Below are 22,258 nucleotides of genomic sequence, written 5' to 3'. Positions count from 1 at the left end.
TCCCACGTTGACGTATCATTCCACTTTATTTAAAGGCTGAATTTTTTCAGTCAAATTCCATGGCAACAATTGCTCTAAAGCCTCATCATCATAATGCCTGCCCAGCTTAGGTAACTCAGTCAGAATGTGTGTTAAAAAGGCAAAGGGCTCTAGGTTGTTTGCTTTCGCTGTTTGCACGATTGAATATAAAATAGCACTGGCCTCAGCACCACGAGGATTTTGGTTCATGACCCAGTTTTTGCGCCCAATCACAAAGGGTTTGATCCGCCGCTCTGCCATATTATTATCAATCTGGAGGTTGCCCTCTTCAAGATAGACAGTCAGATACTTCCATTGATTGATCACATAACGAATAGCGACACCCAACTTACTGTCTTTTGTTGTTTTAGTCACTTTATCATCACACCACTTTTTAAAGTCATCCAGTAGTGGTTTGCTTTTTTCCTGACGGATCAGGTAACGTTGTTCAGCATTGAGCGGTTTGATTTGTTTTTCAATCGCATACAATTTAGCAATTTTACTGATCGCCATTTGTACCATGCCAGGCTTTTTCTGACTGTTCTTGGGTAATGCTTTTAAGGCATCATGGAACTTGCGACGAGCATGTGCCATGCAGCCTAATAAAGTGACTTCACTGTTCTCATTTTCGAATATATGATAACCGGAAAGCCATCCGTTTGCAGGTAACCTGAAAACCCCGTTAAAAAGGTTTTGGCATGTTGGCCTGCACGAGTAGGCTGATACTCATACAAAACAATGGGACACTTGGAATGATAGCCGCCACTTTGATAGAGCCACATATAAGATTTAGGGCAATTCTCACGTCCATCATGGATCACTCGCATCGTTGTTTCATCGGCCTGGATGATTTTCTGCCTAATGAGATAATACAACAACCGATTATAAAAGGGTTTGAGTAATTCAGCTGATTTAAGCACCCAGTTGGACATACTGGCTCTGGAAAGTGTTATCTTATAGCGTTTAAATATCGCTTCCTGTCGATAGAGAGGCAAGCTGTCTAGGAATTTAGAAACAATGATATAGGCCAGCAGGCTGGGTGATGCAAAACTTCTAGGAATGGGCTGTGCAGGCTTAGGAGCAGTTTTAACGCCTTCCTCACAAGCACGACAGGCATATTTAACCTGAACATGTTCTACAACATATACCTGAGCAGGAACAATTTCCAGTTGCTCTGAGGTCTCTTCACCAATTTCATGCAAGTGATGACCGCAGTCACAGACTTGTTCTGCTTCAGATAACTCATGACGAACAACTTTACGAGGTAGGTCTTTAGGTAAAGGCTTACGACCGGGCTTTTTACGCTCATAAGTAATGGTTTCACGGACTTCCGGTGCTTCTTCGGCGAACGTTTCTGCCTCATTAAAGAAGTCGGGGTGAACTTTTTCACTGGAAGTACCAAACCGTTTATGTTGCAACAGACGAAATTGTTCCTCATACCAGTCCACTTTTGACTGGAGTTCAAGCACCCTGTTTTTGAGCGTTGGTATCTCTTCTGGTAGTATTTTGTCTGTTGAACTCATGCGTTATATTATACTAAAAATGAGCGTTAAATGCTTGTATTTATTCTGTTTAATGCGCATCTAAAGGGACTTTTTTAGTTGTTTTCCAGACCATGAATTTCAGGGTGAGCATGGTGTTGTGTGCAAGATAAACCATCCAGTAACCACTGTAATTCTCTCAGTGTTAACGAAAGAGTGGGTTGTTCTTTTTCCATCGGCCACTGGAATTTCCCTTTTCAAGTGTACGATAGTAAAGCCAGAAACCATTACGCTCCCAGTACAGTATTTTAAGTTTATCTCGCTGACGATTACAAAAAACAAAGACACTGCCATCAAAGGGATTGTGTTCCAATTGCTCTGAGACAATCAGTGATAGCCCATTGGTTGCTTTTCTCATATCGGTAACACCAGAAACCAGATAAACCTGATTGACTGTGATGCCCGTTATCATGAAACAGTCCTGAGCAAATCCAGAATGGACTTGAGCTGATTCAGGTTCGTATCAGAATTGATTTCCAAACTGAAACCATTGGTATGGCTTACTTTAATTGCATTGCTTGTGGGGGAATTGGCCAGTAAATTAATGGGAATGAGTTGATTGTTGGTGTTGACCTGTTTTGATGAGCTAACATAACCCAACTTCTTTCGATAATAGCTAAAAATATGAGAGGGTATCTTATGTTGTTGACAATAAACTGCCTGGCTTAAGTTACTGGCTTGGCAGGCCTCTATGTGTTGCTTCATCGAAGCATCTTTTGAATGGTTGCTCATTTGTATCTCCAAATTACGAATTGAAGATCATAGTTTGAGCTAACTGAAGCTTATTGTGAACGTGGGTTTTAATTGACGTTTACATTAAAACCCATTAAGATAACGCTTAAATAACGACTTCTAATAACTCTCCTTTCTAATAGCTCCCCTGCATCTCTAACCTATCATCATACTGCTTAAACTTCTGCTCTTTTTCATAAGCGGTCTCCATTTCCGGCTGGGACATTGTTTCTAGTGCTTCTTTTTCTGCCAATTCGTCAGCTTCTTGATCAGCAACAGTGCTTAAATAAGCATTTTTTTCTTGCGACAACCGTTTCTGCTCTTTCTTCCGAAGTTCATTTTCTCTTTGGCTTTGTTTTTCTTGCAAGGTATCTTGCTTGTTATCCAGTGCCATTAATTTTTGCTGCTGAGAATGATAGGATTTTTCTTGTTGATGTATTTTTTCTTGTATTTGCTCACCTTGAGATACGCTTTGAGCAACAACAAAGTGGCTGGCACTCAGGCTAACAAACAAGCTGTATGAGAGATATTTTATGGCGTTCAGTGCTGATGGTTTCATAGCATGTCCTCTTTTCAGAGCAGAATAAAATCTATTCTGGAGTGGTTAAAATACCATTCTAACCAACATACCAAGAAAATAATGTGATATACCTATAATCCTAGAATAATCCTTGAAAATACCCCAAGGGTAATTTTTTCAAGGCTCAGTGAGGCATTTAGCTATATTGAAATGACTTATACTTCTTCGTAAACCTCTTCTTCCTGCTCACCTTCTTTTTTCACTGGTGCAAGATCTTCTTTACTGACATTCATTGCCACTAATACGGTACTGGCAACATAAACCGATGAGTAGGTTCCAATTAAAACACCGGCAAGTAATGCCGTTGCAAAACCATGAATTAATTCCCCACCGAAAACAAACAAAGCAAACAATACTAAGAGGGTCGTTAAGGAAGTAATTAATGTCCGAGACAAGGTCTGATTTAATGAGGCATCAATCACATCAATCGCATCACCCTTGCGAATTTTACGAAAGTTTTCACGGATACGGTCAAAGACCACAATGGTATCATTCAAGGAATAACCAATCACCGCCAACACAGCAGCCAAAACCGTTAAATCAAATTCAATACCAAAGACAGAAAACAAACCGAGCACAATGATAACATCGTGTGCCAAAGCAGCCACCGAGCCCAAAGCAAAACGGTATTCAAAACGCAGGGCAACATAAATTAAGATACACACTAAAGCCGCCAGCATCGCAATGCCACCTGTTTCAGTCAGTTCTTCACCCACTTGAGGTCCGACAAATTCTACCCGACGATTTTCTACCGCTGAATTTTGCTCTCGAAGCAGCTCAAACAAATGCGTTGAAATATCAGCATTGGATAGGCCTTCTCTGGGTGCAACTCGTACCAGCACTTCATGTTCAGTACCAAAATGCTGCACAATAGCATCTTTAAAATCGTTGCTGTGCAGAGCATCTCGAATGGGCGCAAGTTTCACATCAGCAGGATAAGCAACTTCTAGTAAAGTGCCCCCTGTAAAGTCCAAGCCAAACTGCAGGCCGCGAGTGGCTAATGATACCAATGAAATCACGATTAAAACAGCAGAAATAAGCATGGCGACTTTACGCTGTGCCATGAAATTAATATGTGTATCTGTCAATATTTGCATAGTTTTATATTTTTACGTTTATGTTTTATGTAAGATTCGAATAGCAAAGGTATTAATTAGAAAGATATTAAATAGAAATATCTTTAATACGCTTGCCACCATAGGATAAATTAACCACTGCGCGCGTCACCATAATAGCGGTAAACATAGAGGTCATAATACCGATGGATAAAGTGACAGCGAAGCCTTTGATGGGGCCTGTGCCGACAACAAAAAGGACAAAGGCCGCGATCAATGTCGTAATATTAGCATCAGCAATTGTCATCAGAGCTTTTTCATAGCCTGAATGAATACTGTTCTGAGGTGAATTACCATTACGCAATTCTTCTCGAATACGCTCAAAAATTAAGACATTGGCATCAACCGCCATACCGACTGTTAGTACGATACCGGCAATACCCGGCAAGGTCAGAGTGGCTTGTAATAAAGATAATACTGCAACGATAATAATTAGATTCAAGCCCAGCGCCAGATTAGCAATCATGCCAAATTTGCGATACCAAAATGCCATAAAGAATAAGACCGCTATAAAACCAATAATGACCGAGCTAAAACCTTTATCAATATTGTCCTGTCCCAAACTTGGACCAATCGTACGTTCTTCAATGATATAAACCGGCGCGGCCAATGCGCCCGCTCTGAGTAAGAGTGAAAGGTCATTCGCTTCCTGGACACTATCAAGTCCAGTGGTTTCAAAGCGATTAGAGAAGTGTCCACGAATAACCGCATTACTGATCACTTCCTCAGTGGTATGGCGCTTAACTTTCGCCTTACCATTTTCATCTCTAACAATATTGCCCTGCTTATCCAACATGGTTTCTTGTTTTGTTTCCAGATAAACGACCGCCATACGCTTGCCAACGCTTTCCTTGGTGAAAGCACCCATACGCTTACCACCATAGCCATCCAAAGAAACATTTACTTTCGCACCACCCGAATCCGGATCGATACCAGCTTGCGCATTGGTAACATGTTCACCCGTAACAATGACACGTTTTTTCAGTAATACCGGCACAGAAGGAATCACCCGACTGCCTTCATGACGTTCACGGGTATAGTAGATTTTTGAGCCCGCAGGCACACGACCATTTAAAGCTTGTTCTACCGTATGCTCTTCATCAACGGCACGGTATTCTAAGGTCGCAGTTGCGCCCAGAATATCCTTAGCACCCGCAGTATCCTGAATGCCCGGCAATTGAATGACAATACGATCATCACCCTGTTGTTGAATAATTGGCTCGACTAGGCCATGAAATTTTTCATCAATACGTTTTCTTAGCGTGGTGATATTTTGTTTCAGGGCAAACAGTTTTAATTCTTTCAGCTTCGCTTCGCTCAGACGACCTTGCAACATAAATGTGCTGCCACTTTCTTTTTCAGTGAAACTCAGGTCACGCATATCACGGCGCAGAATTTCATAGCCTTTTTCACGTAAGTCAGCGGATTTAAAACGAATGACAATATCATTCGCCACTCGCTTGCTACCTAAATAACGTACCTTAGCCTTACGCAAAATCGAGCGCGAGTCGCTCACATAAGTATTGACTGATTTGATGACGGCAGCTTCCATATCTACCTGCATCAGGAAGTAAACACCACCACGTAAATCCAATCCTAGATACATGGGTTCAGCGTTCATATCCAACAACCACTGGGGTGTGGCTGTCGCTAAATTGAGTGCTACTGCGTAATCATCACCCAGCTCTTTTTCTGCCACCTTTTTTGCTTTCTCCTGTTCGGCCTTATTGGCAAAACGGAATAACAAGCCGGTACTTAATAGCTTGGCATTGCGATATTGTATGCCCTCGCTTTCAAATTTCTTTGCCACACGGCTCAGGGTTTGACCATCAACTTCAACGCCTCGGGCTGAAGCAGCCACTTGTAAGGCAGGATCTTCACCATAAAGATTCGGTAAAGCGTAAAAAGCACTGGCCACAATCACCAGAAGGATTAACAGGTATTTCCAAATAGGGTAATGATTTAGCATATTGTTTTCTTTATTTGATCGATAATAATGTGCAACAAATCATTTGCTGCACATTTTGCAAAGCAGATTAATTAGTCTTTAATGCTCTTAATAGTGCCTTTAGGCTGAATAGCGCCTACAGCTGAACGTTGTACATTCACCATCACATCACGAGAAACTTCTAAAGTCACAAAACTATCATGCAGGGCAACAACTTTACCCAAGATACCACCATTGGTCACAACTTCATCACCCTTGACCAGCGCTTCTACCATTTGCTTGTGTTCTTTCATTTTCTTGTTTTGAGGACGAATGAACAGCAAATAGAAAATTAGAAAAATTCCGCCAAAAACCATTAGTTGTGAAATTAAATCAGGCGCACCTGAGGCGGCCGCGCCACCTTCTGCTATGGCATCTTCGATAAAAAAACTCATTGTATATCCTCAATTTACTTAATTATTACTAAATTTTTGCTTAATTTTATTTTGTTATACAGCTTTACAGCCTATAAAGTGGCGCTATTATGTCACAAATTCAAGGGACTTTCCCTAACTTAGGGAAAGCACCTAGCACATTTTACACATTCTATTTAGCTCGCCGGTTCTCGCTTAGCATAAAATTCATCAACAAAGTCATCAAAACGATGTGCCGCTATCGCATCTCTCATACCTTGCATCAGCTCCTGATAATAAAAAAGATTATGCAGGGTATTCAAATGCGAGCCGAGCATTTCATTGGTTTTATCCAAGTGACGCAGATAGGAACGCGAGTAGTTTTGACAGGTATAACACTGACAAGTTTCATCCAGAGGGCGCGTATCGAACTGATGCTTTTGATTACGAATTTTAACCACGCCCTGATGGGTAAATAAATGGCCATTACGGGCATTACGTGTCGGCATAACACAATCAAACATATCAATGCCCCGACGTACTCCTTCAACGAGATCTTCCGGGCGGCCAACCCCCATCAGATAACGCGGCTTATCCTGTGGCATCTGTGGCGTCGTATGTTCTAAAATTTTAATCATCTCTTCTTTTGGCTCGCCGACTGATAAACCGCCAATCGCAAAACCATCAAAATCAATATCCGTCAATGCCTTCAGGGAAACATCACGTAGCTCTGGATACATGCCCCCCTGAATAATACCAAACAAGGCAGCACTATCATCCCCTTTAGGGGCTAATGAGGCCGAGAAAAACTCATCTTTAGAACGCTGTGCCCAAAGCAGGGAAAGCTCCATCGAAACTTTTGCTTCTTCATGAGTCGCCGGATATGGCGTACATTCATCAAAAATCATCGCAATATCAGAGCCCAGAATTCGTTGCACCTGCATAGATTCTTCTGGTCCCATAAAAACTTTTCGTCCATCAATGGGCGAGGCGAATGTCACCCCTTTTTCGCTGATTTTACGTAATTTACCCAAGCTAAACACTTGAAAACCACCCGAATCAGTTAAAATAGGTTTATGCCAGTGCATAAAATTATGCAGGCCATCATGTGCCTTAATAACCTCCATACCCGGTCTGAGAAAGAGGTGAAAGGTATTACCCAAAATAATCTCTGCACCAATGCTTTGCACATCTTCTGGCGTCATGGACTTTACTGTGGCAACAGTGCCGACTGGCATAAAAGCAGGCGTTTGAATCGTGCCGCGAGGAAACGTCATCGCGCCTCTTCGTGCCGTGCCATCGGTGGTGAACAAATCAAATTTCATAATACAGATACAACCTTTCTTTAACGTATAATAATTAAGCTTATTACGTGTCTAAACCTTATGCTTATCCAATCGAGCACTCTTTGGAGTAATAAACATGGCATCACCGTAACTGAAAAAACGATATTTTTCGGCAATAGCATGCTGGTAAGCCTTTTTAACATTCTCCAGCCCAGCGAAAGCACTGATCAACATAATCAAAGTGCTTTGCGGCAAATGAAAATTGGTCACCATGGCATCCACCGTTTTGAATTCATAGCCCGGATAGATAAAAATATCAGTATCACTATGAAATTCAGCAATACTGCCATTCATTGAGGCACTTTCAAGACTTCTCATTGCGGTTGTCCCTACGGCAATGACTCGCCCACCATTGGCATGGGTTTGTGTTATTTTAGCAACTGTTTCAGCAGGTACATCAACATATTCAGAGTGCATTTTATGATCCAGAATATTGTCTACTCTAACCGGCTGAAATGTACCTGCCCCGACATGTAAGGTTACCCAGGCAGATTCTATGCCCTGTTCAGCAAGTAATGCCAATAAGGCTTCGTCAAAATGCAAACCTGCTGTCGGTGCTGCCACAGCCCCCTTTTCTTTCGCATAAACCGTTTGGTAACGCTGCAAGTCATTTTTATCATCATCCCTCTCCACATAAGGTGGTAGAGGCATGTGACCGAATTGATCCAGCACAGAAAATACCGTTTGTTCTTTTGCATCCAGCAATTGCAGATGAAATAAGTCCCCTTCACGGGCAAGCATCGTCACCTGAAAGCTATCCCCATTTTCAGCATCAATGCCTAGTTCCAGCACAGCACCTACTTTCGGTGACTTACTGGCGCGTATTTGTGCTAAAAAGGATTGCTCATCCAATACTCGCTCAACCAACACTTCTAATTTACCACCTGTGCTTTTACGGCCAAACAAGCGCGCCGGAATAACCTCGGTATTATTAAAAACTAACAAGTCACCGGCGTGTAATAATTCCGGCAATGATTTAAAGATACGATCCGTCAAATGCCCCATATCACCCTCCAAACAGAGCAAACGGCTATCCGTCCTCTCAGCCAAGGGATATTGGGCAATTAACTCTTCAGGTAGGTCAAAATTAAATTCAGATAAATTCATAGGACGGCATTTTAACAAATATAAACGCGAAGAGCATTCATAACGGCCTAATAACCACCATCTAAACGAGATATTCTACTAAAAACCAGAGATAAAACTTGTCAGATAAATATAATTCCCTATAATAGTGCTTCCAATTAAATGCCGATGTGATGGAATTGGTAGACATAGGGGATTCAAAATCCCCCGCTAGCAATAGCGTGGCGGTTCGAGTCCGCCCATCGGTACCATTTATTTTTCAACCAGCTACAATCAATCCAAACGCAATCAATAAAGTAGTTCAAAAGTAAGTCTTAGCGAAGAAACCTGAGTCGAAGCCAAATCACTATAAAACAATTTTATTTTTTACTGTCACTGACAATTTCCTATCTTTTGAGGCGTTACTTCTAGTATTGTTCAGGTATGAAGTCCAAAAATTGTAATTCGATAACAAAAGTTAATTTTTCTCATCTATCGAAGCGCCCCGCTCCTCTTACAGTTAATTATCTTGTTCGAGGCATATTATTTGTCTGTTGCGCAATATGGAATAAAGTAAAAGATAGGATAAGATAAAAAATAACGGGGTTAATTTTTTCTATGGCAGGTCAACTTTTCTATTTAGCTATAATCATCATTGTATTCATTTTTCTTGGTATTAAGCTCTACAAAAAACGTCAGTTGGAACGAAAAACTTATGAAGAGCGTGAAGACAATGTATTTTATGATAACGTCAAAAATATTCGCAGAGATTAGACTGCTCTAAATGTGAGCTAATGTGAGCTGGCAAATAGAAAGGGGGCGACCACAATACCCTTGGCGGTTTTAATATAAACATCTGCACGCCATTCCATGTGGTTTCGGACACAAACCGGTAAAATGCCTGTACCAGAAAACTCACCCGGCGTTAATTGCTCAAGAGTAATATTATTCGGCCCCATATCCATGCCAATACCCTTAAAATCAACAGCAACTTCCTGCACATCCATATTACTCACTTGCACCTTAATCTGAAAAGGTTTGACCATGGGAATTGGACGATTGGCAATAAGCAAGCTGATCTGAGCACCATCTGGCGTCAGTAAACTACAGTTTTTTTGTTGTAAATCACAGGATGGATCGGAGCCCAGCCAAGTAATCAGGGTATCCGTCGTTGGCTTGCCGACATTGGCATAACCAGCAAAAAGCAAAGTCAGTATTAATGCGCCTGAGAGCAGGAACATAAGCAATGTTTGTTTCTTCATGACTTAATTTTAGTCTATTTAAGCAAAAGATAAACTAGCTCTGAATAGATGTGTGAAATGACACAGCGATTAACTTACGCCCCCTGATTAGACGATAATTAATTTGTCCGTTGAATACCCCCTCAATCCATTTTTTTAATACGAATCTTTCTGCCCTTCTTTTTACCACGATTAGCCTCTATTTTTGCTTCATCAATGGCTGCAACAATTTGGTCAATAACTAATTGTGTCAAAGCATGGGGAAGCAACCAGCCCCAGTTCCCCATCGCCTTTTTTTCAGCCATTGCTTCATTCAGTTTTGGGTTTTGCTTACTGATTTGCTCAATTAGCTTCGCGGTAATGCGTTTATCCAGTCCCTTGCCATAGAGTTCTTTTTCAATATAGTGATACAATTCCTCTTCCAGCTTCACCAATTCTTTTTTGGTAAATTCATCTGGCAACATTTTAAAAATCAATGCCGACACATAGGCCTCATAATCGACACTCATTTTTACGATACGAATTGCAATTATCTCTAGAGTATAATCCGAGGCCTGTGGCGACTTTAGAAAAGACTCAACAAGCTCATATAAATTTTCAGCCTGTTCAGTATTGAGTTGCCCCTTTATTTGATAGGCAATCAGTTTATCTAGAAACTGATGTTGTTTCGTTAAGTTCCCCATTTATTCCCTATTTTTAAATGCTAATATTTACTGGATAAAGTTGTTTTCTTATTTCTGAACGCTATTTTACAATTTATAGTATAAAAAGCGCATTTTTTCTTGAATAAGCTTTGAATATTTTAAAACTTGAGTTAAATTACAGGAATAAATAATAAACACGGTAAGTTAGAAAACCACTCTATAAGCATATACTTATCTATTATTTACATAACAAATGGAAGTCAGTACAAAAAGAATCAATCATGGAAGGTAATGAGCAATTCTATCCATTTTAAAATAATAATAATACTTAAATAGGCCTGGAGTTCATTTATGTTGTTTTTGCGAAATATTCACCATTCTGTAATAACACTGCTTTTCCTCTTTTTATGTTCTCTTAGCGTTTCTTCGCAAGCCGCTAATAAAGAAACATTCAAACCTTTTGTGCTTGCCGAACAAACCAATATATCAATGGCTGATGCACAGGAAAAAGTTGCCCAACAAATTCAACAATCTCCCTTCACTTTAGTTGCTGAATATTCACCCTATGACGATGCTCATATCTACGTTATTACCAGTGATGAGCTAAAATCTCTCGCCTCGGAAGCGCAGTATGGTGGTTTTGCAGCGCCACAACGTATCAGTATTACTCTGGTTAATAACCAAATACAAATCGCCTATACTAATCCGGTATATATGCAGCACATAGGCTGGATCTTTAAAGCTATTGATTTATAAGCTATTATTTTAAAAATATAAAAAAGAGTAAAAAAACAGCTATATTTAAGCATTTAAGTTGAACTATTAGGCGTTCAAATGATCAGATCAAGTAGACCAATACTTATAGCGAACTGATCAAATGAACAAAATCTATATTAAACAACTTGGAAATAAATGCAAAAAGTTTTTTCAGAAAAGACATTAAATGATTTGGGGAAATCCTTAAAACTGGCATCACGCTGTAGGCAAATAACACCTTACCGATTGGGCATGGCTTTTATAACGGTTCTTTCACAACATGAGATAAAAACAATAGCAGATCTTCATCGAGGATTTAATAATCTGTTTGGGATCAATATTGCTTATAAGCCATTTCATAACCAACTACGAAAGAAGCAATTCCCTGTTTTTATGCGTCATATGTTAGAACATTTACTCAATGAGTTTGCCTATCAATCACTGGCATTTAACAAAGGTAGTCCATTTGAAATATTTAAGAAAATCCTATTACAGGATGGTTCTTCTTTTGCTGTTAATCCCAAATTAAAAGACAAGCTTCCTGGTCGTTTCAGCCACTATAACCCAGCGGCAGTTGAGTTGCATGTTGCATTGGATTTATATTCAGAAACACCTGAGACGATTATATTAACTCCCGACACAAATGCTGAAGCCCAATATTTACCAAAGCCTGAGCAATTAGAAGACACTTTAATTATGGGAGACAGAGGCTATTTTAAAAAGGATTACATGTATCGTGTATTACAACAAAGCAGTGTTTATTGCATCATTAAAGCGACTTCAGCAATAAACCCTAATGTTAAAAAAGTACTGATCGATGATAAACAGCTTAAGAAATTTTCAAATAAAAAGCTCAAAGACATAAAAGAAAAAATTATCTAAAACTGATGTAATTGATATGGATATTCAATGGGAAGAAAAAGATAAAATAATTAATTGCCGAATGATTGTTAGTTGGAACCCCAGGCCAATTACTTTCAATATTTAACGACAAATTTGCCACGAGATACATTTTCACCAGAACATATTATTGAAGCGTACCGACTTCGCTGGCAAATTGAGTTGATGTTTAAAGAATGGAAATCATTTGCCAATCTGAGGACATTTGTCACTGAAAAAGAAGCCATTGTTGAGGGGCTGATTTGGGCTTCCTTATGTGCGGCCATTTTAAAAGGTTTATTGCCCATGTTGCTCAAAAGGCGACAGGCGTTGCCATTTCAACACACAAAGTGGCTAAATCTGCTTGTTACTTTATGGGTGATATTATGAATTCAATAATACATGACCCCGATAAAATCAGAATGGCTCTTGAAAAAGCGATTCTATTTTTAAAAACAATACTCGGCGTGATAGTATAAAGCGAGATAAAAAATCTGGGCGATCAAAACTGGGGCTAAACCCTCTATATGGAGCGTAAATTTATGATGTTAAAAATTCATAATTCCTTAAGGTCCAGCCTATGATATGCAGCATGCTTATCGCATGAAAAACATTGATCTCCAACCCATCCTGGATCAAATGTCCCGCGCCTTTGGTTTTGAACAATTCTTCGGTGGTGAAGGCTTAACTGCTAGAAAATTGAAACGCTATAAGTATAGCTTTGGCCTTGAAGGCTTCCACTCTTTTTACGAATTACCTGAGTATAAAACGCATTCAGCAGCGATAAAAGCGCTGGAAGAAGGCTTTAAGAAAGACAATAGTGGCATCAATAAAGTATATAAAATAAAGATACCGGGTAAAAATCAGGTTATTTATGGCGTATCTATGAATGATAGAGAAACCGGTGAAGAAGCACTCAATACCCGTAAAACCATGGATATTGTTGACTATTTACCGCTTAAACGTACTGCTTATTTTACCTTATGAAATCATGGTAACTGATAATAAAATCATTGCCTTACATGCTCGTTTTAGAATTGCGGCTTATTTCTACGATTTGAAAATGTTTGGTAAACATGGTTTTGGTAAGTTATTTTCTACACCAACGGCATACTACAAAGCGTTTACTCAGGTATCAGGTGGTTCTGAAGAAGAAGATGACGACGATAATGAAAATGGTTTTATTAACTGAATAGCAATATTTATTTTTAAGAGCGGTATAGTTTATTCCGCTCTTTGAAAAGCATTCGCTTAGCTGTAAAATAGTAATATCCTCCTCCTGAACCCCATAACTAATATCCCTGCATACTTGATGCGCTTCGTACCTCAGCAGCATCCTACTTTTTAATACGTCTCTGATATAGGATATCGCTGCTTAGCGAAGCGTATTGTCATTAACCCTTTATAATAAAAATAGAGTATAATACCCGCCATTATTCCTATTTTGACTCGGGTTAAATTAATTTCATTCATATCATTCCGCAAAAATATTCCAACGATTTAACCCAATAATTATACTATTAACCGAAGAGAAGACTCTCACTAACAATCGAGTCTTAAGGCGATAAATTATGTACGGCGATAAAGAACTACGCTCAAAAGTGAAACAAATTGGCTCGGCCTTGGGTGATATTTTAAAAAATCACACCCGCGAAACTGTTTTTGATGTGGTTGAAGAGCTACGCACCGGTCACATTGAGCTAAGAAAAGAACCCGATGAAAACAAGCGTCAACAATTGATGCAACTCATCGAGCAACTTGACTCACAGACACTTGAACAGGTTATTCGTGCTTTCAGTACTTATTTTAACCTTGTCAGTGTGGTGGAAGAAACTCAACAACATAAAGAACGCCGTCGCCAGGCCAATGGTGGTGAAGCCTTATGGGAAGGCTCATTTAGCGAAACGCTAAGAGAATTCAAACAACAGGGTATTTCTGCCGAACAATTTCAAGAACTCTTAAACAGCCTGTCCTATATGCCGGTATTCACTGCTCATCCAACGGAAGCTAAGCGCCGTACTATTTTAGAGTGTCTGCGACGTATTTTTATTGATATTAAAAAGCTCGATGATCCACGTTTAGGGCCCTACCAAAAAGAAAGCCTTACTCAGGAACTCAATAACGAGATTCAGGTATTATGGAAAACCGATGAAGTACGCAGTGAGAAGCCACAAGTCATTGATGAAGTTAAAAATGGCCTATATTATTTCCGTGAATCCTTATTTGATGCCATTCCTGTTATATATCAATATTTAGAGCGTGCAATTCAACGTGTCTATCCTGAAGAAGCGGCTAACTTTAAAATACCGGCTTTTCTACAATTTGGCTCTTGGATTGGCGGTGATCGCGATGGCAACCCCTTTGTTACCGCAAAAATTACCGAAACCACTGCACGTTACCAAAGCCGGGAAATACTTAAGCGTTATATCAGTGATGTTGATAAGCTATCACACCAATTAACACATTCCAGTGCTTTATGTACCCCAAACGATGCATTTTCAGCTTCTTTAGAACACGATAATAAAACCTATAAGCATTTATTTGAAAACCGTCCCAATCTTTTTTCAACTGAGCCCTATCGCCGTAAATTATTTATTATGCGCAATAAACTCGAATACCGTATGGCTCAGGTGCAAGCAAAAATTAAGGGACAACGTGCTCAATCCAATTATAGCGGATATGAAAATGAAGCTGATTTCTATCAGGATTTGATTCTAATTCAAGACTCACTATGCTCTCATAATGATTGTGAATTAGCCTTTGGGCCGTTAAAAAATGTCATTCGACTCGCAGAAACCTTTGGTTTCTTTCTGGAACAACTGGATATTCGTCAAGAATCAAATTATCACAGCGATGCGGTAGCTGAATTATTACAATGCATGAGCCTAGAGGCTGACTACCCTAGTCTCAATGAAGATGAACGCATGGCACTTTTAGCTCGCCTGATCGATCAAGATGAATTACCACACTTTAATCAGGGTGAGCTATCAGAAGCCACGGCCAATATTATTCAAGTATTTGATGTCGTATTGCGTCTGCGTCGTGAAATCAGCCCGAAACTCTTTAATCAATATGTTATTTCCATGACCCATACTGCCAGTCATGTCATGGAAGTCATGTTGTTATCTCGCCTCAGCGGTCTCTTAGGCAAAGATAAAGACGGACAGCCATTTTGCTATATCACCGTATCACCCTTATTTGAAACCGTAGAAGATCTGGAGCATATCGAGCCGGTGATGCTGGCCTTGTTTGATAATGATACTTACATCAAATACCTGCGCTCTGCCGGAAACCTACAAGAAGTCATGCTGGGCTATTCTGATTCCTGTAAAGATGGCGGTATCCTCGCTTCCAGCTGGAATTTGTATGGTGCGCAACGTCGCATCACTGAATTAGCCAAAGAAAAGAGCATTGATATTCGACTGTTTCATGGCCGTGGTGGTACCATTGGTCGCGGTGGCGGCCCAACCCATGAAGCTATTTTGGCACAGCCATTTGGCTCAGTACATGGACAAATTAAATTCACCGAACAGGGTGAAGTATTGTCCAATAAATACAGTAATAGTGAAACAGCAGTCTACGAATTGACCATGGGCATTAGTGGCCTCATGAAATCCAGTAGTTGCCTGATTAAGGCTGAGCGGGATGACAATCCTGACTATCTGGAAACCATGGCGCAATTAACAAAAATTGGTGAACATCAGTACCGCACACTCACCGATAACACCCCGGGCTTTTTAGATTATTTTTATGAAGCCACACCGGTGAGCGAAATTGGCCTGATGAACATTGGTTCACGTCCATCCCATAGAAAAACCGGCGATCGCTCGAAAACCTCTGTCCGTGCTATCGGCTGGGTCTTTGGCTGGGCACAATCTCGCCATACATTGCCTGCCTGGTATGGCATTGGTGCGGCCTTGAGTCAGTATATTCAACAGGATGAAGCTAACTTACAACGGCTACGTGAAATGTATCAGAATTGGCCTTATTTCAATTCATTGCTGGATAATACCCAGATGGCGCTTTATAAAGCAGATATGAACATTGCCAAAGAGTATTCTGAATTGTGTCTGGATGATAATACCCGTGATACGATTTACCCTCTTATTCGTGATGAATATCAGCAAACTGTTGAGAGTATATTTAAAGTTGCTCAAATTAATGAATTATTGGAACATAATCCAACACTAGGGCTTTCATTGGGTCGCCGTCAGCCCTATTTAGATTCATTAGTACATGTGCAGCTCACTTTGCTCAAACGCTATCGAAATGAATTGCTAACCAACGAAGAACAAGATATCTGGCTCAGCCCCTTATTGCGCTCAATTAATGCCATTGCTGGTGGTATGAGAAACACTGGTTAGTATAATCCTAAAAAAATCAGTTGAACCTACTGCGACCGCCTTATGCACTGAATCTTAAGGATTTTCCAGAATATTTTGACTTCACCCGTAGGGTGACTACGAATAAAGCCAAAATAACCTGTAAAACCCTTAATCTTCAACACCTAAGTCGCTCTCGCTACGATTCAACTGATTATTTTAGGATAATAGCTATAGTGAGAACAGATCAACCTGCTTTGCACTTCAAATGTAGGATGTGGTGAGGAACGAACCGCATCAATGGGGCTTTAAACAAACGTTTTTGATGCGGTTCGTTCCTCACCACATCCTACAAGTGTAAAGATAAATGGGCTTATTTGATCTGTCCTTTATAGTCTTCTATTTTTAAAGTATTTAACAGGTTATTTATAATGCTTATTGTGATTTCACCCGCTAAGAAACTGGATTTTGATAGCTTGCCTCAAACTGATGATTTTACCCTGCCTGATTGCCTGTCAGATGCGAGTGAACTCATCGAAACCTTGAAGCCCTACTCTGCCAAGCAATTAGAAAAGCTCATGCACCTGAGCAGTAATTTGGCCAAGCTGAACTTTGATCGCTACCATGATTGGAGTCAGCCCTTTAATCCGCAAAATGCGAAACAAGCAATTTTAACTTTTAAAGGTGATGTCTATGCGGGCATTAACATTGAAAGTTTTTCTGATGATGATCTCGCCTTCACGCAAGATCACCTGCGTATTTTATCCGGCTTATATGGTCTACTACGCCCTTTAGATCTGATGCAACCCTATCGCTTAGAAATGGGTACTCGTCTGGAGAATGAGCGGGGGAAAAACCTTTATGAATTCTGGGGTAGTCAAATCACCCAATTGCTGAACAAGCAACTCAAAAAAGCAGGCAGTGATACCTTAGTGAATCTGGCCTCAAATGAATACTTTAAATCCGTTAAAACTAAAGAAATACAGGGTCAGCTCATCACCCCTGTCTTTAAAGAAACACGCGATGATGGCAGTTATAAAATCATTGGCATTTATGCAAAAAAAGCCCGTGGGATGATGAGTGCTTATATTTTGAAAAATCACATCATTGATGTTGAGAAAATCAAAGAATTCAGCGAAGCGGGTTATGCCTATAATGCTGAATTATCGACGGCCAATGATTGGGTGTTTTTGCGCTAATTTAAAGGCGGAGTGCTTGTATCAAAAGGTCACGAGGCCAGAATCCTGAGCCGTTATAAATATCACTAAAATTTCTTTCTCAAGCGCACTTTATCACCATCACGTATCATGTGAATACGACTGAGAAAGGTTTGTCCTAGCAACACCTCATTAGGATAAGCACCACTTAACACCACTGCATCAACATTATAGAGCAGGATATGGCCTATTTTCACTTTATCCAGTTTAACACGATAGCCGGTTGCAACACCTGATGCAGTGCTTGCTTGCATCAAAGCCCCCTGCTTATAACTCAAACCAATACGATTAGCGGCATGAGAACTCATCGCGATAGATGATGCCCCCGTATCAACCAAAAACTGCATGGCCTTATTATTGATACTGCCATCGATACGGAACATATTGCGGGAATCTTTCCAGACAATCAGTTCCTTAGAGGGGTCAGTTTTCTTAAAGCTGGTAGAAATTTCAGAGCCTAGTTTAAATGATTTTTTTTGCCCATGCAGTTGCAAAACCACTGCATCACTATCTGAGCTGATCAGGGTAATGCCATTAAAGGTTTTACCTTTTTTTAGTACCTTTGTCTGACCATCAATCATGACCATCGCCTTATCGGTAAACAAAGCCATGACTTTTATTTTATGACTGGCAAAACTATTTCCAGTCCAAAGGAAGAAAAGTAGAGCCGCCAAGCTGCAGTTGTTAAAGTGTTTCCATTTTACTCGTTTCACACACAATCCTTTAGCCAATTTATCTTTTCATTCGTAGGATGTGGTGAGGCACGAACCGCATCATAGATGTTTGTTTAAACCAATTTCCTATTTAAACCATTGATGCGGTTCGTACCTCACCACATCCTACATTTTAAGTGTAAAATTAGTATGGAGTTATACTCAATTTACCAATAACTAACGATCAAATACAGGCAAATCCAGGCAAATATCCCTGCCAATACATCATCAATCATGATCCCAAAGCCACCTTCAACGTGCTTATCCAGATAACGAATGGGCCACGGCTTCACAATATCAAAGAAACGAAAGAGAATAAAGCCGATTAGTACCCATTTCCAATCCAAGGGAATAAGAAACATGGTGATCCAAAAACCTACAAACTCATCCCAGACGATACCTGAGAAATCATGCACTTTTAAATCATCCGATGTGATCTGGCAAATTTTGATGCCAATAAAAAACGCAATGATAGTGATTAAAGCATAGGCAAGCCAGGGTAATTGCACCAATAAAAGATAGAGCGGAATGGCCGCCAAGGTACCGAAGGTGCCGGGAGCAAACTTAGCTAAGCCTGAACCAAAGCCAAAGCCGAGAAAATGCCAGGGATTTGTCCAGACCTGATGACGACTGCGTATTTCATCCTTATCCAAAATGGTCATAGCCTCGTATTGATAGTTTAATTTCTTTTTCTTGATCCAGCAGGCGCAGGCCTTGTTCGGCACAAATAAGGCCAATCACAGTAAAATGCGGGTATTTATTTTCTAGTTCAGGCCAGTCTGCTGCTGCGATGGTAAAACACAATTCATAATCATCACCACCCGTCAAAGCCTTTTCCCAGGCAGTGTTTTTATCTAAACAGCCCAAAGAGGTTGCCAGAGGGATTTTTTCCAGGCTTATCTCTGCCCCTACATGACTCGCTGTTAAAATATGCCCCAGATCAGATAATAAACCATCTGACAAATCCAATGCAGCATGGGCGATGCCTTGCAGACTTAAGCCTTCTTCAACTCTTGGTATTGGGTAATTCAGCGCCTTAAGCGCCGATGCCTTCTCGGCTTCACTCAAACAAGCATAGGACGACTCATTCTGTTGTAACGCGATATCCAGACCGATAGCAGCAGCTCCCAAAACCCCCGTCAGCACAATTAAATCATCGACTTGAGCACCAGCCCGTTTCATTTGAGCGTCGGGGGGTAAATAACCCGTCACCTGAATCGTAATTGATAGAGAGCCTTTGGTTGTATCGCCACCAATTAATTGAATATTATACTGTTGTGCCAGGGAAAATAATGCACTGGAAAATTGTGCCAGCCATGCTTCACGTGAAAACGAAGGTAGCGTTTCAGGTAAACTCAAACTCAGGGTAAACCATGCGGGATCTGCTCCCATGGCGGCTAAGTCACTCAGATTTACCGCCAGTGCTTTATAAGCAATCGCATCAGGAGAGGTATTGTGAGGAAAATGCACACCACTGATTAGGGTATCAATAGATACTGCTAATTGAGATTGTTTACGTGGCGCAACAATGGCGCAGTCGTCACCGATGCCGAGTATGACATCATCACGAGACACAGGAGTCGGATCAGAAAAATAAGCTTCTATAAGTTGAAATTCTGATTTCGACATTTGACCCTTAGCGTATTATTTATTTCTTTCTTGCTTTCTTTTTACGCGGTGCATTCATTTCTGCTGCACGTAATTTTCCGGCAACCTTATCCATAATACCATTGATGAATTTATGGCCATCTTCTGCACCAAAAACTTTTGCACATTCAACCGATTCATTAATGGACACGCGATAAGGAATGTCCAAGCGCTGTTCCAATTCAAAAACACCGACCAATAAAATAGCCTGTTCAACCGGATCAACACTGGCAAAGGCACGACTCAAAAAACTTTCCATATGGTCAATCAAAGCCATTTTATGTGTCGTCACAAAATGCAAAATTTCCTGAAAATAGGCCACATCAGCATCTTCCATATCGTGATCATTAATAAAATGAACTTCAACATCAGAGACATTCTGTTCCGTCAGTAGCCACGAATAAAGTGCCTGAACGGCAAATTGACGTGATTTGGTTCGATTTTTCACTATGACTTTCCTAGTTAAAATTTAAGCAAAGTTTTTCAGAAGGTTAACCATCTCAATGGCTGATAAGGCAGCTTCGGTGCCCTTGTTACCCGCTTTAGTACCAGAGCGTTCAATGGCTTGTTCAATGGTATCAACGGTTAATACACCAAAGGCCACGGGTAAGTCATAGTCCATACAAACCTGCGCTAAACCTTTTGAGTTTTCACTGGCAACAAATTCAAAATGCGGTGTGCCACCACGAATAACAGCACCCAGTGCAATGATTGCATCGTATTTCTTACTAGCCGCCATACGTTTGGCCGCCAGCGGTATTTCTACCGCACCGGGGACACGAACAATTTCGATATCATCTTCTTTACCACCATGTCTTAGGATAGTATCCAATGCACCATCAAGTAAAGACTCCACGAGAAAACTATTAAAACGACTGATGACGATACCAAATTTAGCACCCTCTACAACCATTTCACCTTCGTATGTTTTTATATTCATTCTTCAATCCTGATTTAATTCTTTTCTAGTCTTTAAATTCTAAACTTTTGAGTTGTAGTATTCCACTACTTCCAATCCAAAACCGGATAGACCATGTATTTTTTTCGGTGCTGACATGACTTTCATGTGCTTAACCCCGATAGATTTCAATATTTGTGCACCTAAGCCATAGGTACGTAAATCTTTGGTTTTGCCAGGGTGAGAAGACAGTTTTCCCTGTTGTAATTTCTGATAATGATCCATGCGATGAGTGAGTTCTGAACTGGTTTCATTGCTGCGTAAAATAACAATGACACCGCTGCCTTCTTTGTCCATGCGTTGCATTACATCACTGAGAGGCCATCCACAGTCATCCATTTTTGCGCCCAACATATCACAGAAGGAATTCTCCATGTGTACCCGGACTAAAACCGGCTCATCGGGATTAATCTCACCCTTAATCATGGCAAGGTGTACCTGACCTGAAATAGCATCATGATAGGCTTCTAAACGGAAATCACCGGCATCTGTCGGCAGAATACAATCACTGACTTTTTCCACTGAATGTTCATTTTTCAGACGATATTCAATCAAATCGGCAATGGTACCAATCTTTAAATCAAACTTGTCAGCAAAGGCTTCTAAATCTGGTCTTCTGGCCATGCTGCCATCTTCATTGAGGATTTCAACAATCATCGCTGATGGTTCCAAGCCAGCTATACGTGCTAAATCACAGCCCGCTTCAGTATGACCCGCACGGGTCAAAACACCGCCAGGTTGCGCTTCTAAGGGAAAAATATGTCCCGGTTGCACGATATCTGAAGGTTTTGCACCGGGGGCAACGGCAGCCTGCACCGTCACAGCCCTATCACCGGCAGAAATACCTGTCGTTACACCTGCCGCTGCCTCAATGGATACGGTGAAGTTAGTACCGTATTCTGCGGTATTGCTATCAACCATCAACGGTATTTGTAATTGCTTACAACGTTGTTGTGTCAAGGTCAGACAAATCAAACCACGGCCATTGGTGGCCATAAAGTTTACATCTTCCGGGGTGACTTTACTTGCCGCCATCAAAAGATCGCCTTCATTTTCACGGTCTTCATCATCTACGATGATAACCATATTTCCCTGTCGGATATCTTCCAGTATTTCTTCAATCGAATTAAAATTTGCCATAGTG

The 22,258-nt window shown here is 40.5% G+C and carries 24 protein-coding genes, 1 tRNA gene and 1 pseudogene; 8 read left to right on the top strand and 18 right to left on the bottom strand.

The features are described from left to right. Positions 1-15: 15 nt before the first annotated feature. The 10 genes and pseudogenes from JEU79_RS26355 to queA all read right to left on the bottom strand — a co-directional run bounded on the left by JEU79_RS26355 (position 16) and on the right by queA (position 8,779). Entirely contained in the window at positions 16-177 is a 162-nt protein-coding gene (locus tag JEU79_RS26355) for a transposase domain-containing protein (protein WP_246540520.1), read from the bottom strand. Further along, positions 175-1,541 (bottom strand): annotated as a pseudogene (gene tnpC / locus JEU79_RS11565) (IS66 family transposase); the annotation flags it as partial. The pseudogene tnpC and the gene JEU79_RS26355, both read right to left, overlap by 3 nt. A gap of 163 nt (positions 1,542-1,704) precedes the next feature. Continuing rightward, complete coding sequence (tnpB, locus tag JEU79_RS11560; protein WP_198263387.1) at positions 1,705-1,971, bottom strand: IS66 family insertion sequence element accessory protein TnpB; 267 nt, start codon at positions 1,969-1,971, stop codon at positions 1,705-1,707. After that, positions 1,968-2,291, bottom strand: coding sequence for an IS66 family insertion sequence element accessory protein TnpA (gene tnpA, locus JEU79_RS11555; RefSeq protein WP_198262602.1), 324 nt, complete (start codon positions 2,289-2,291; stop codon positions 1,968-1,970). The genes tnpB and tnpA overlap by 4 nt, the downstream gene beginning before the upstream one ends. A 136-nt stretch (positions 2,292-2,427) precedes the next feature. Next, positions 2,428-2,850 (bottom strand): hypothetical protein, encoded by a 423-nt coding sequence (locus JEU79_RS11550; protein WP_198264257.1) that lies wholly within the window; start codon positions 2,848-2,850, stop codon positions 2,428-2,430. Between the two features lie 176 nt (positions 2,851-3,026). After that, entirely contained in the window at positions 3,027-3,968 is a 942-nt protein-coding gene (secF, locus tag JEU79_RS11545) for a protein translocase subunit SecF (protein WP_198264256.1), read from the bottom strand. 67 nt (positions 3,969-4,035) lie between these two features. Next, complete coding sequence (gene secD / locus JEU79_RS11540) at positions 4,036-5,955, bottom strand: protein translocase subunit SecD (RefSeq protein ID WP_198264255.1); 1,920 nt, start codon at positions 5,953-5,955, stop codon at positions 4,036-4,038. A 71-nt stretch (positions 5,956-6,026) separates the two neighbouring features. Continuing rightward, a complete protein-coding gene (gene yajC, locus JEU79_RS11535; protein ID WP_198264254.1) occupies positions 6,027-6,368 on the bottom strand; it encodes a preprotein translocase subunit YajC in 342 nt (113 codons plus the stop codon). Between the two features lie 155 nt (positions 6,369-6,523). Beyond that, positions 6,524-7,651 carry a tRNA guanosine(34) transglycosylase Tgt gene (gene tgt, locus JEU79_RS11530; RefSeq protein ID WP_198264253.1) on the bottom strand — a complete coding sequence of 376 codons (1,128 nt, stop codon included), beginning with the start codon at positions 7,649-7,651 and terminating at the stop codon, positions 6,524-6,526. 51 nt (positions 7,652-7,702) lie between these two features. Continuing rightward, positions 7,703-8,779 carry a tRNA preQ1(34) S-adenosylmethionine ribosyltransferase-isomerase QueA gene (gene queA / locus JEU79_RS11525; RefSeq protein WP_198264252.1) on the bottom strand — a complete coding sequence of 359 codons (1,077 nt, stop codon included), beginning with the start codon at positions 8,777-8,779 and terminating at the stop codon, positions 7,703-7,705. A gap of 143 nt (positions 8,780-8,922) precedes the next feature. On the opposite strand from queA, the gene JEU79_RS11520 reads away from it, so the two are divergent. Then, positions 8,923-9,009: transfer RNA gene (locus JEU79_RS11520), tRNA-Leu, on the top strand. A 519-nt stretch (positions 9,010-9,528) separates the two neighbouring features. Here JEU79_RS11520 and JEU79_RS11515 read toward each other — a convergent pair. Together JEU79_RS11515 and JEU79_RS11510 are read right to left on the bottom strand one after the other, a co-directional pair. Further along, positions 9,529-9,999, bottom strand: a complete 471-nt coding sequence (locus JEU79_RS11515; RefSeq protein WP_198264251.1) for a hypothetical protein — start codon at positions 9,997-9,999, stop codon at positions 9,529-9,531. A gap of 122 nt (positions 10,000-10,121) precedes the next feature. After that, positions 10,122-10,661 carry a hypothetical protein gene (locus JEU79_RS11510; protein WP_198264250.1) on the bottom strand — a complete coding sequence of 180 codons (540 nt, stop codon included), beginning with the start codon at positions 10,659-10,661 and terminating at the stop codon, positions 10,122-10,124. 312 nt (positions 10,662-10,973) lie between these two features. On the opposite strand from JEU79_RS11510, the gene JEU79_RS11505 reads away from it, so the two are divergent. The 7 genes from JEU79_RS11505 to yaaA all read left to right on the top strand — a co-directional run bounded on the left by JEU79_RS11505 (position 10,974) and on the right by yaaA (position 17,778). Then, the gene (locus JEU79_RS11505; protein WP_198264249.1) at positions 10,974-11,378 is read left to right on the top strand and encodes a hypothetical protein; all 405 of its coding nucleotides are present in this window, start codon (positions 10,974-10,976) and stop codon (positions 11,376-11,378) included. Between the two features lie 156 nt (positions 11,379-11,534). Next, a complete protein-coding gene (locus JEU79_RS11500; RefSeq protein WP_198264248.1) occupies positions 11,535-12,260 on the top strand; it encodes a hypothetical protein in 726 nt (241 codons plus the stop codon). 114 nt (positions 12,261-12,374) lie between these two features. Further along, positions 12,375-12,647 carry a transposase gene (locus tag JEU79_RS28555; RefSeq protein WP_198264247.1) on the top strand — a complete coding sequence of 91 codons (273 nt, stop codon included), beginning with the start codon at positions 12,375-12,377 and terminating at the stop codon, positions 12,645-12,647. 213 nt (positions 12,648-12,860) lie between these two features. Continuing rightward, entirely contained in the window at positions 12,861-13,244 is a 384-nt protein-coding gene (locus JEU79_RS11490) for a hypothetical protein (RefSeq protein ID WP_198264246.1), read from the top strand. A gap of 4 nt (positions 13,245-13,248) precedes the next feature. Next, positions 13,249-13,449: a hypothetical protein gene (locus tag JEU79_RS11485; RefSeq protein WP_198264245.1), complete on the top strand. Its 201-nt coding sequence runs from the start codon at positions 13,249-13,251 to the stop codon at positions 13,447-13,449. A 379-nt stretch (positions 13,450-13,828) separates the two neighbouring features. After that, a complete protein-coding gene (ppc, locus tag JEU79_RS11480; protein ID WP_198264244.1) occupies positions 13,829-16,621 on the top strand; it encodes a phosphoenolpyruvate carboxylase in 2,793 nt (930 codons plus the stop codon). Positions 16,622-17,010: 389 nt separating this feature from the next. Further along, entirely contained in the window at positions 17,011-17,778 is a 768-nt protein-coding gene (yaaA, locus tag JEU79_RS11475) for a peroxide stress protein YaaA (protein ID WP_198264243.1), read from the top strand. A 65-nt stretch (positions 17,779-17,843) separates the two neighbouring features. Here the strand turns inward: yaaA and JEU79_RS11470 are convergent, their stop codons facing one another. The 6 genes from JEU79_RS11470 to ribBA all read right to left on the bottom strand — a co-directional run bounded on the left by JEU79_RS11470 (position 17,844) and on the right by ribBA (position 22,254). Next, entirely contained in the window at positions 17,844-18,407 is a 564-nt protein-coding gene (locus tag JEU79_RS11470; protein WP_198264242.1) for a retropepsin-like aspartic protease family protein, read from the bottom strand. Positions 18,408-18,676: 269 nt separating this feature from the next. Beyond that, the gene (locus JEU79_RS11465; protein ID WP_198264241.1) at positions 18,677-19,171 is read right to left on the bottom strand and encodes a phosphatidylglycerophosphatase A family protein; all 495 of its coding nucleotides are present in this window, start codon (positions 19,169-19,171) and stop codon (positions 18,677-18,679) included. Further along, on the bottom strand, positions 19,155-20,138 hold the full coding sequence (gene thiL, locus JEU79_RS11460) for a thiamine-phosphate kinase (RefSeq protein WP_198264240.1): 984 nt from the start codon (positions 20,136-20,138) through the stop codon (positions 19,155-19,157). The genes JEU79_RS11465 and thiL overlap by 17 nt, the downstream gene beginning before the upstream one ends. Before the next feature lie 19 nt (positions 20,139-20,157). Next, positions 20,158-20,604, bottom strand: a complete 447-nt coding sequence (nusB, locus tag JEU79_RS11455; protein ID WP_246540186.1) for a transcription antitermination factor NusB — start codon at positions 20,602-20,604, stop codon at positions 20,158-20,160. A 21-nt stretch (positions 20,605-20,625) separates the two neighbouring features. Further along, a complete protein-coding gene (gene ribH / locus JEU79_RS11450) occupies positions 20,626-21,096 on the bottom strand; it encodes a 6,7-dimethyl-8-ribityllumazine synthase (protein ID WP_198264239.1) in 471 nt (156 codons plus the stop codon). Between the two features lie 39 nt (positions 21,097-21,135). Beyond that, positions 21,136-22,254, bottom strand: coding sequence for a bifunctional 3,4-dihydroxy-2-butanone-4-phosphate synthase/GTP cyclohydrolase II (ribBA, locus tag JEU79_RS11445; RefSeq protein ID WP_198264238.1), 1,119 nt, complete (start codon positions 22,252-22,254; stop codon positions 21,136-21,138). Positions 22,255-22,258 lie beyond the last annotated feature (4 nt).

Origin of the sequence: sulfur-oxidizing endosymbiont of Gigantopelta aegis (genome assembly GCF_016097415.1) — a bacterium.
Classification (GTDB): domain Bacteria; phylum Pseudomonadota; class Gammaproteobacteria; order GRL18; family GRL18; genus GRL18.
The sequence above is the reverse complement of the archived record's forward strand: the minus strand, read 5'-3'. Positions and strand labels throughout refer to the sequence as shown.

Bases quoted from the DNA above. Each gene is read 5' to 3' on its own strand.
- JEU79_RS11510 (WP_198264250.1), bottom strand. From the start codon at position 10,661: ATGGGGAACTTAACGAAACAACATCAGTTTCTAGATAAACTGATTGCC.
- secD (WP_198264255.1), bottom strand. From the start codon at position 5,955: ATGCTAAATCATTACCCTATTTGGAAATACCTGTTAATCCTTCTGGTG.
- yajC (WP_198264254.1), bottom strand. From the start codon at position 6,368: ATGAGTTTTTTTATCGAAGATGCCATAGCAGAAGGTGGCGCGGCCGCC.
- JEU79_RS11490 (WP_198264246.1), top strand. From the start codon at position 12,861: ATGAAAAACATTGATCTCCAACCCATCCTGGATCAAATGTCCCGCGCC.
- JEU79_RS11515 (WP_198264251.1), bottom strand. From the start codon at position 9,999: ATGAAGAAACAAACATTGCTTATGTTCCTGCTCTCAGGCGCATTAATA.
- ribBA (WP_198264238.1), bottom strand. From the start codon at position 22,254: ATGGCAAATTTTAATTCGATTGAAGAAATACTGGAAGATATCCGACAG.
- tgt (WP_198264253.1), bottom strand. From the start codon at position 7,651: ATGAAATTTGATTTGTTCACCACCGATGGCACGGCACGAAGAGGCGCG.
- secF (WP_198264256.1), bottom strand. From the start codon at position 3,968: ATGCAAATATTGACAGATACACATATTAATTTCATGGCACAGCGTAAA.
- yaaA (WP_198264243.1), top strand. From the start codon at position 17,011: ATGCTTATTGTGATTTCACCCGCTAAGAAACTGGATTTTGATAGCTTG.
- JEU79_RS11550 (WP_198264257.1), bottom strand. From the start codon at position 2,850: ATGAAACCATCAGCACTGAACGCCATAAAATATCTCTCATACAGCTTG.
- JEU79_RS11505 (WP_198264249.1), top strand. From the start codon at position 10,974: ATGTTGTTTTTGCGAAATATTCACCATTCTGTAATAACACTGCTTTTC.
- JEU79_RS11500 (WP_198264248.1), top strand. From the start codon at position 11,535: ATGCAAAAAGTTTTTTCAGAAAAGACATTAAATGATTTGGGGAAATCC.
- tnpA (WP_198262602.1), bottom strand. From the start codon at position 2,291: ATGAGCAACCATTCAAAAGATGCTTCGATGAAGCAACACATAGAGGCC.
- ppc (WP_198264244.1), top strand. From the start codon at position 13,829: ATGTACGGCGATAAAGAACTACGCTCAAAAGTGAAACAAATTGGCTCG.
- JEU79_RS11485 (WP_198264245.1), top strand. From the start codon at position 13,249: ATGGTAACTGATAATAAAATCATTGCCTTACATGCTCGTTTTAGAATT.
- tnpB (WP_198263387.1), bottom strand. From the start codon at position 1,971: ATGATAACGGGCATCACAGTCAATCAGGTTTATCTGGTTTCTGGTGTT.
- JEU79_RS11470 (WP_198264242.1), bottom strand. From the start codon at position 18,407: ATGGCTTTGTTTACCGATAAGGCGATGGTCATGATTGATGGTCAGACA.
- queA (WP_198264252.1), bottom strand. From the start codon at position 8,779: ATGAATTTATCTGAATTTAATTTTGACCTACCTGAAGAGTTAATTGCC.
- ribH (WP_198264239.1), bottom strand. From the start codon at position 21,096: ATGAATATAAAAACATACGAAGGTGAAATGGTTGTAGAGGGTGCTAAA.
- JEU79_RS11465 (WP_198264241.1), bottom strand. From the start codon at position 19,171: ATGACCATTTTGGATAAGGATGAAATACGCAGTCGTCATCAGGTCTGG.
- thiL (WP_198264240.1), bottom strand. From the start codon at position 20,138: ATGTCGAAATCAGAATTTCAACTTATAGAAGCTTATTTTTCTGATCCG.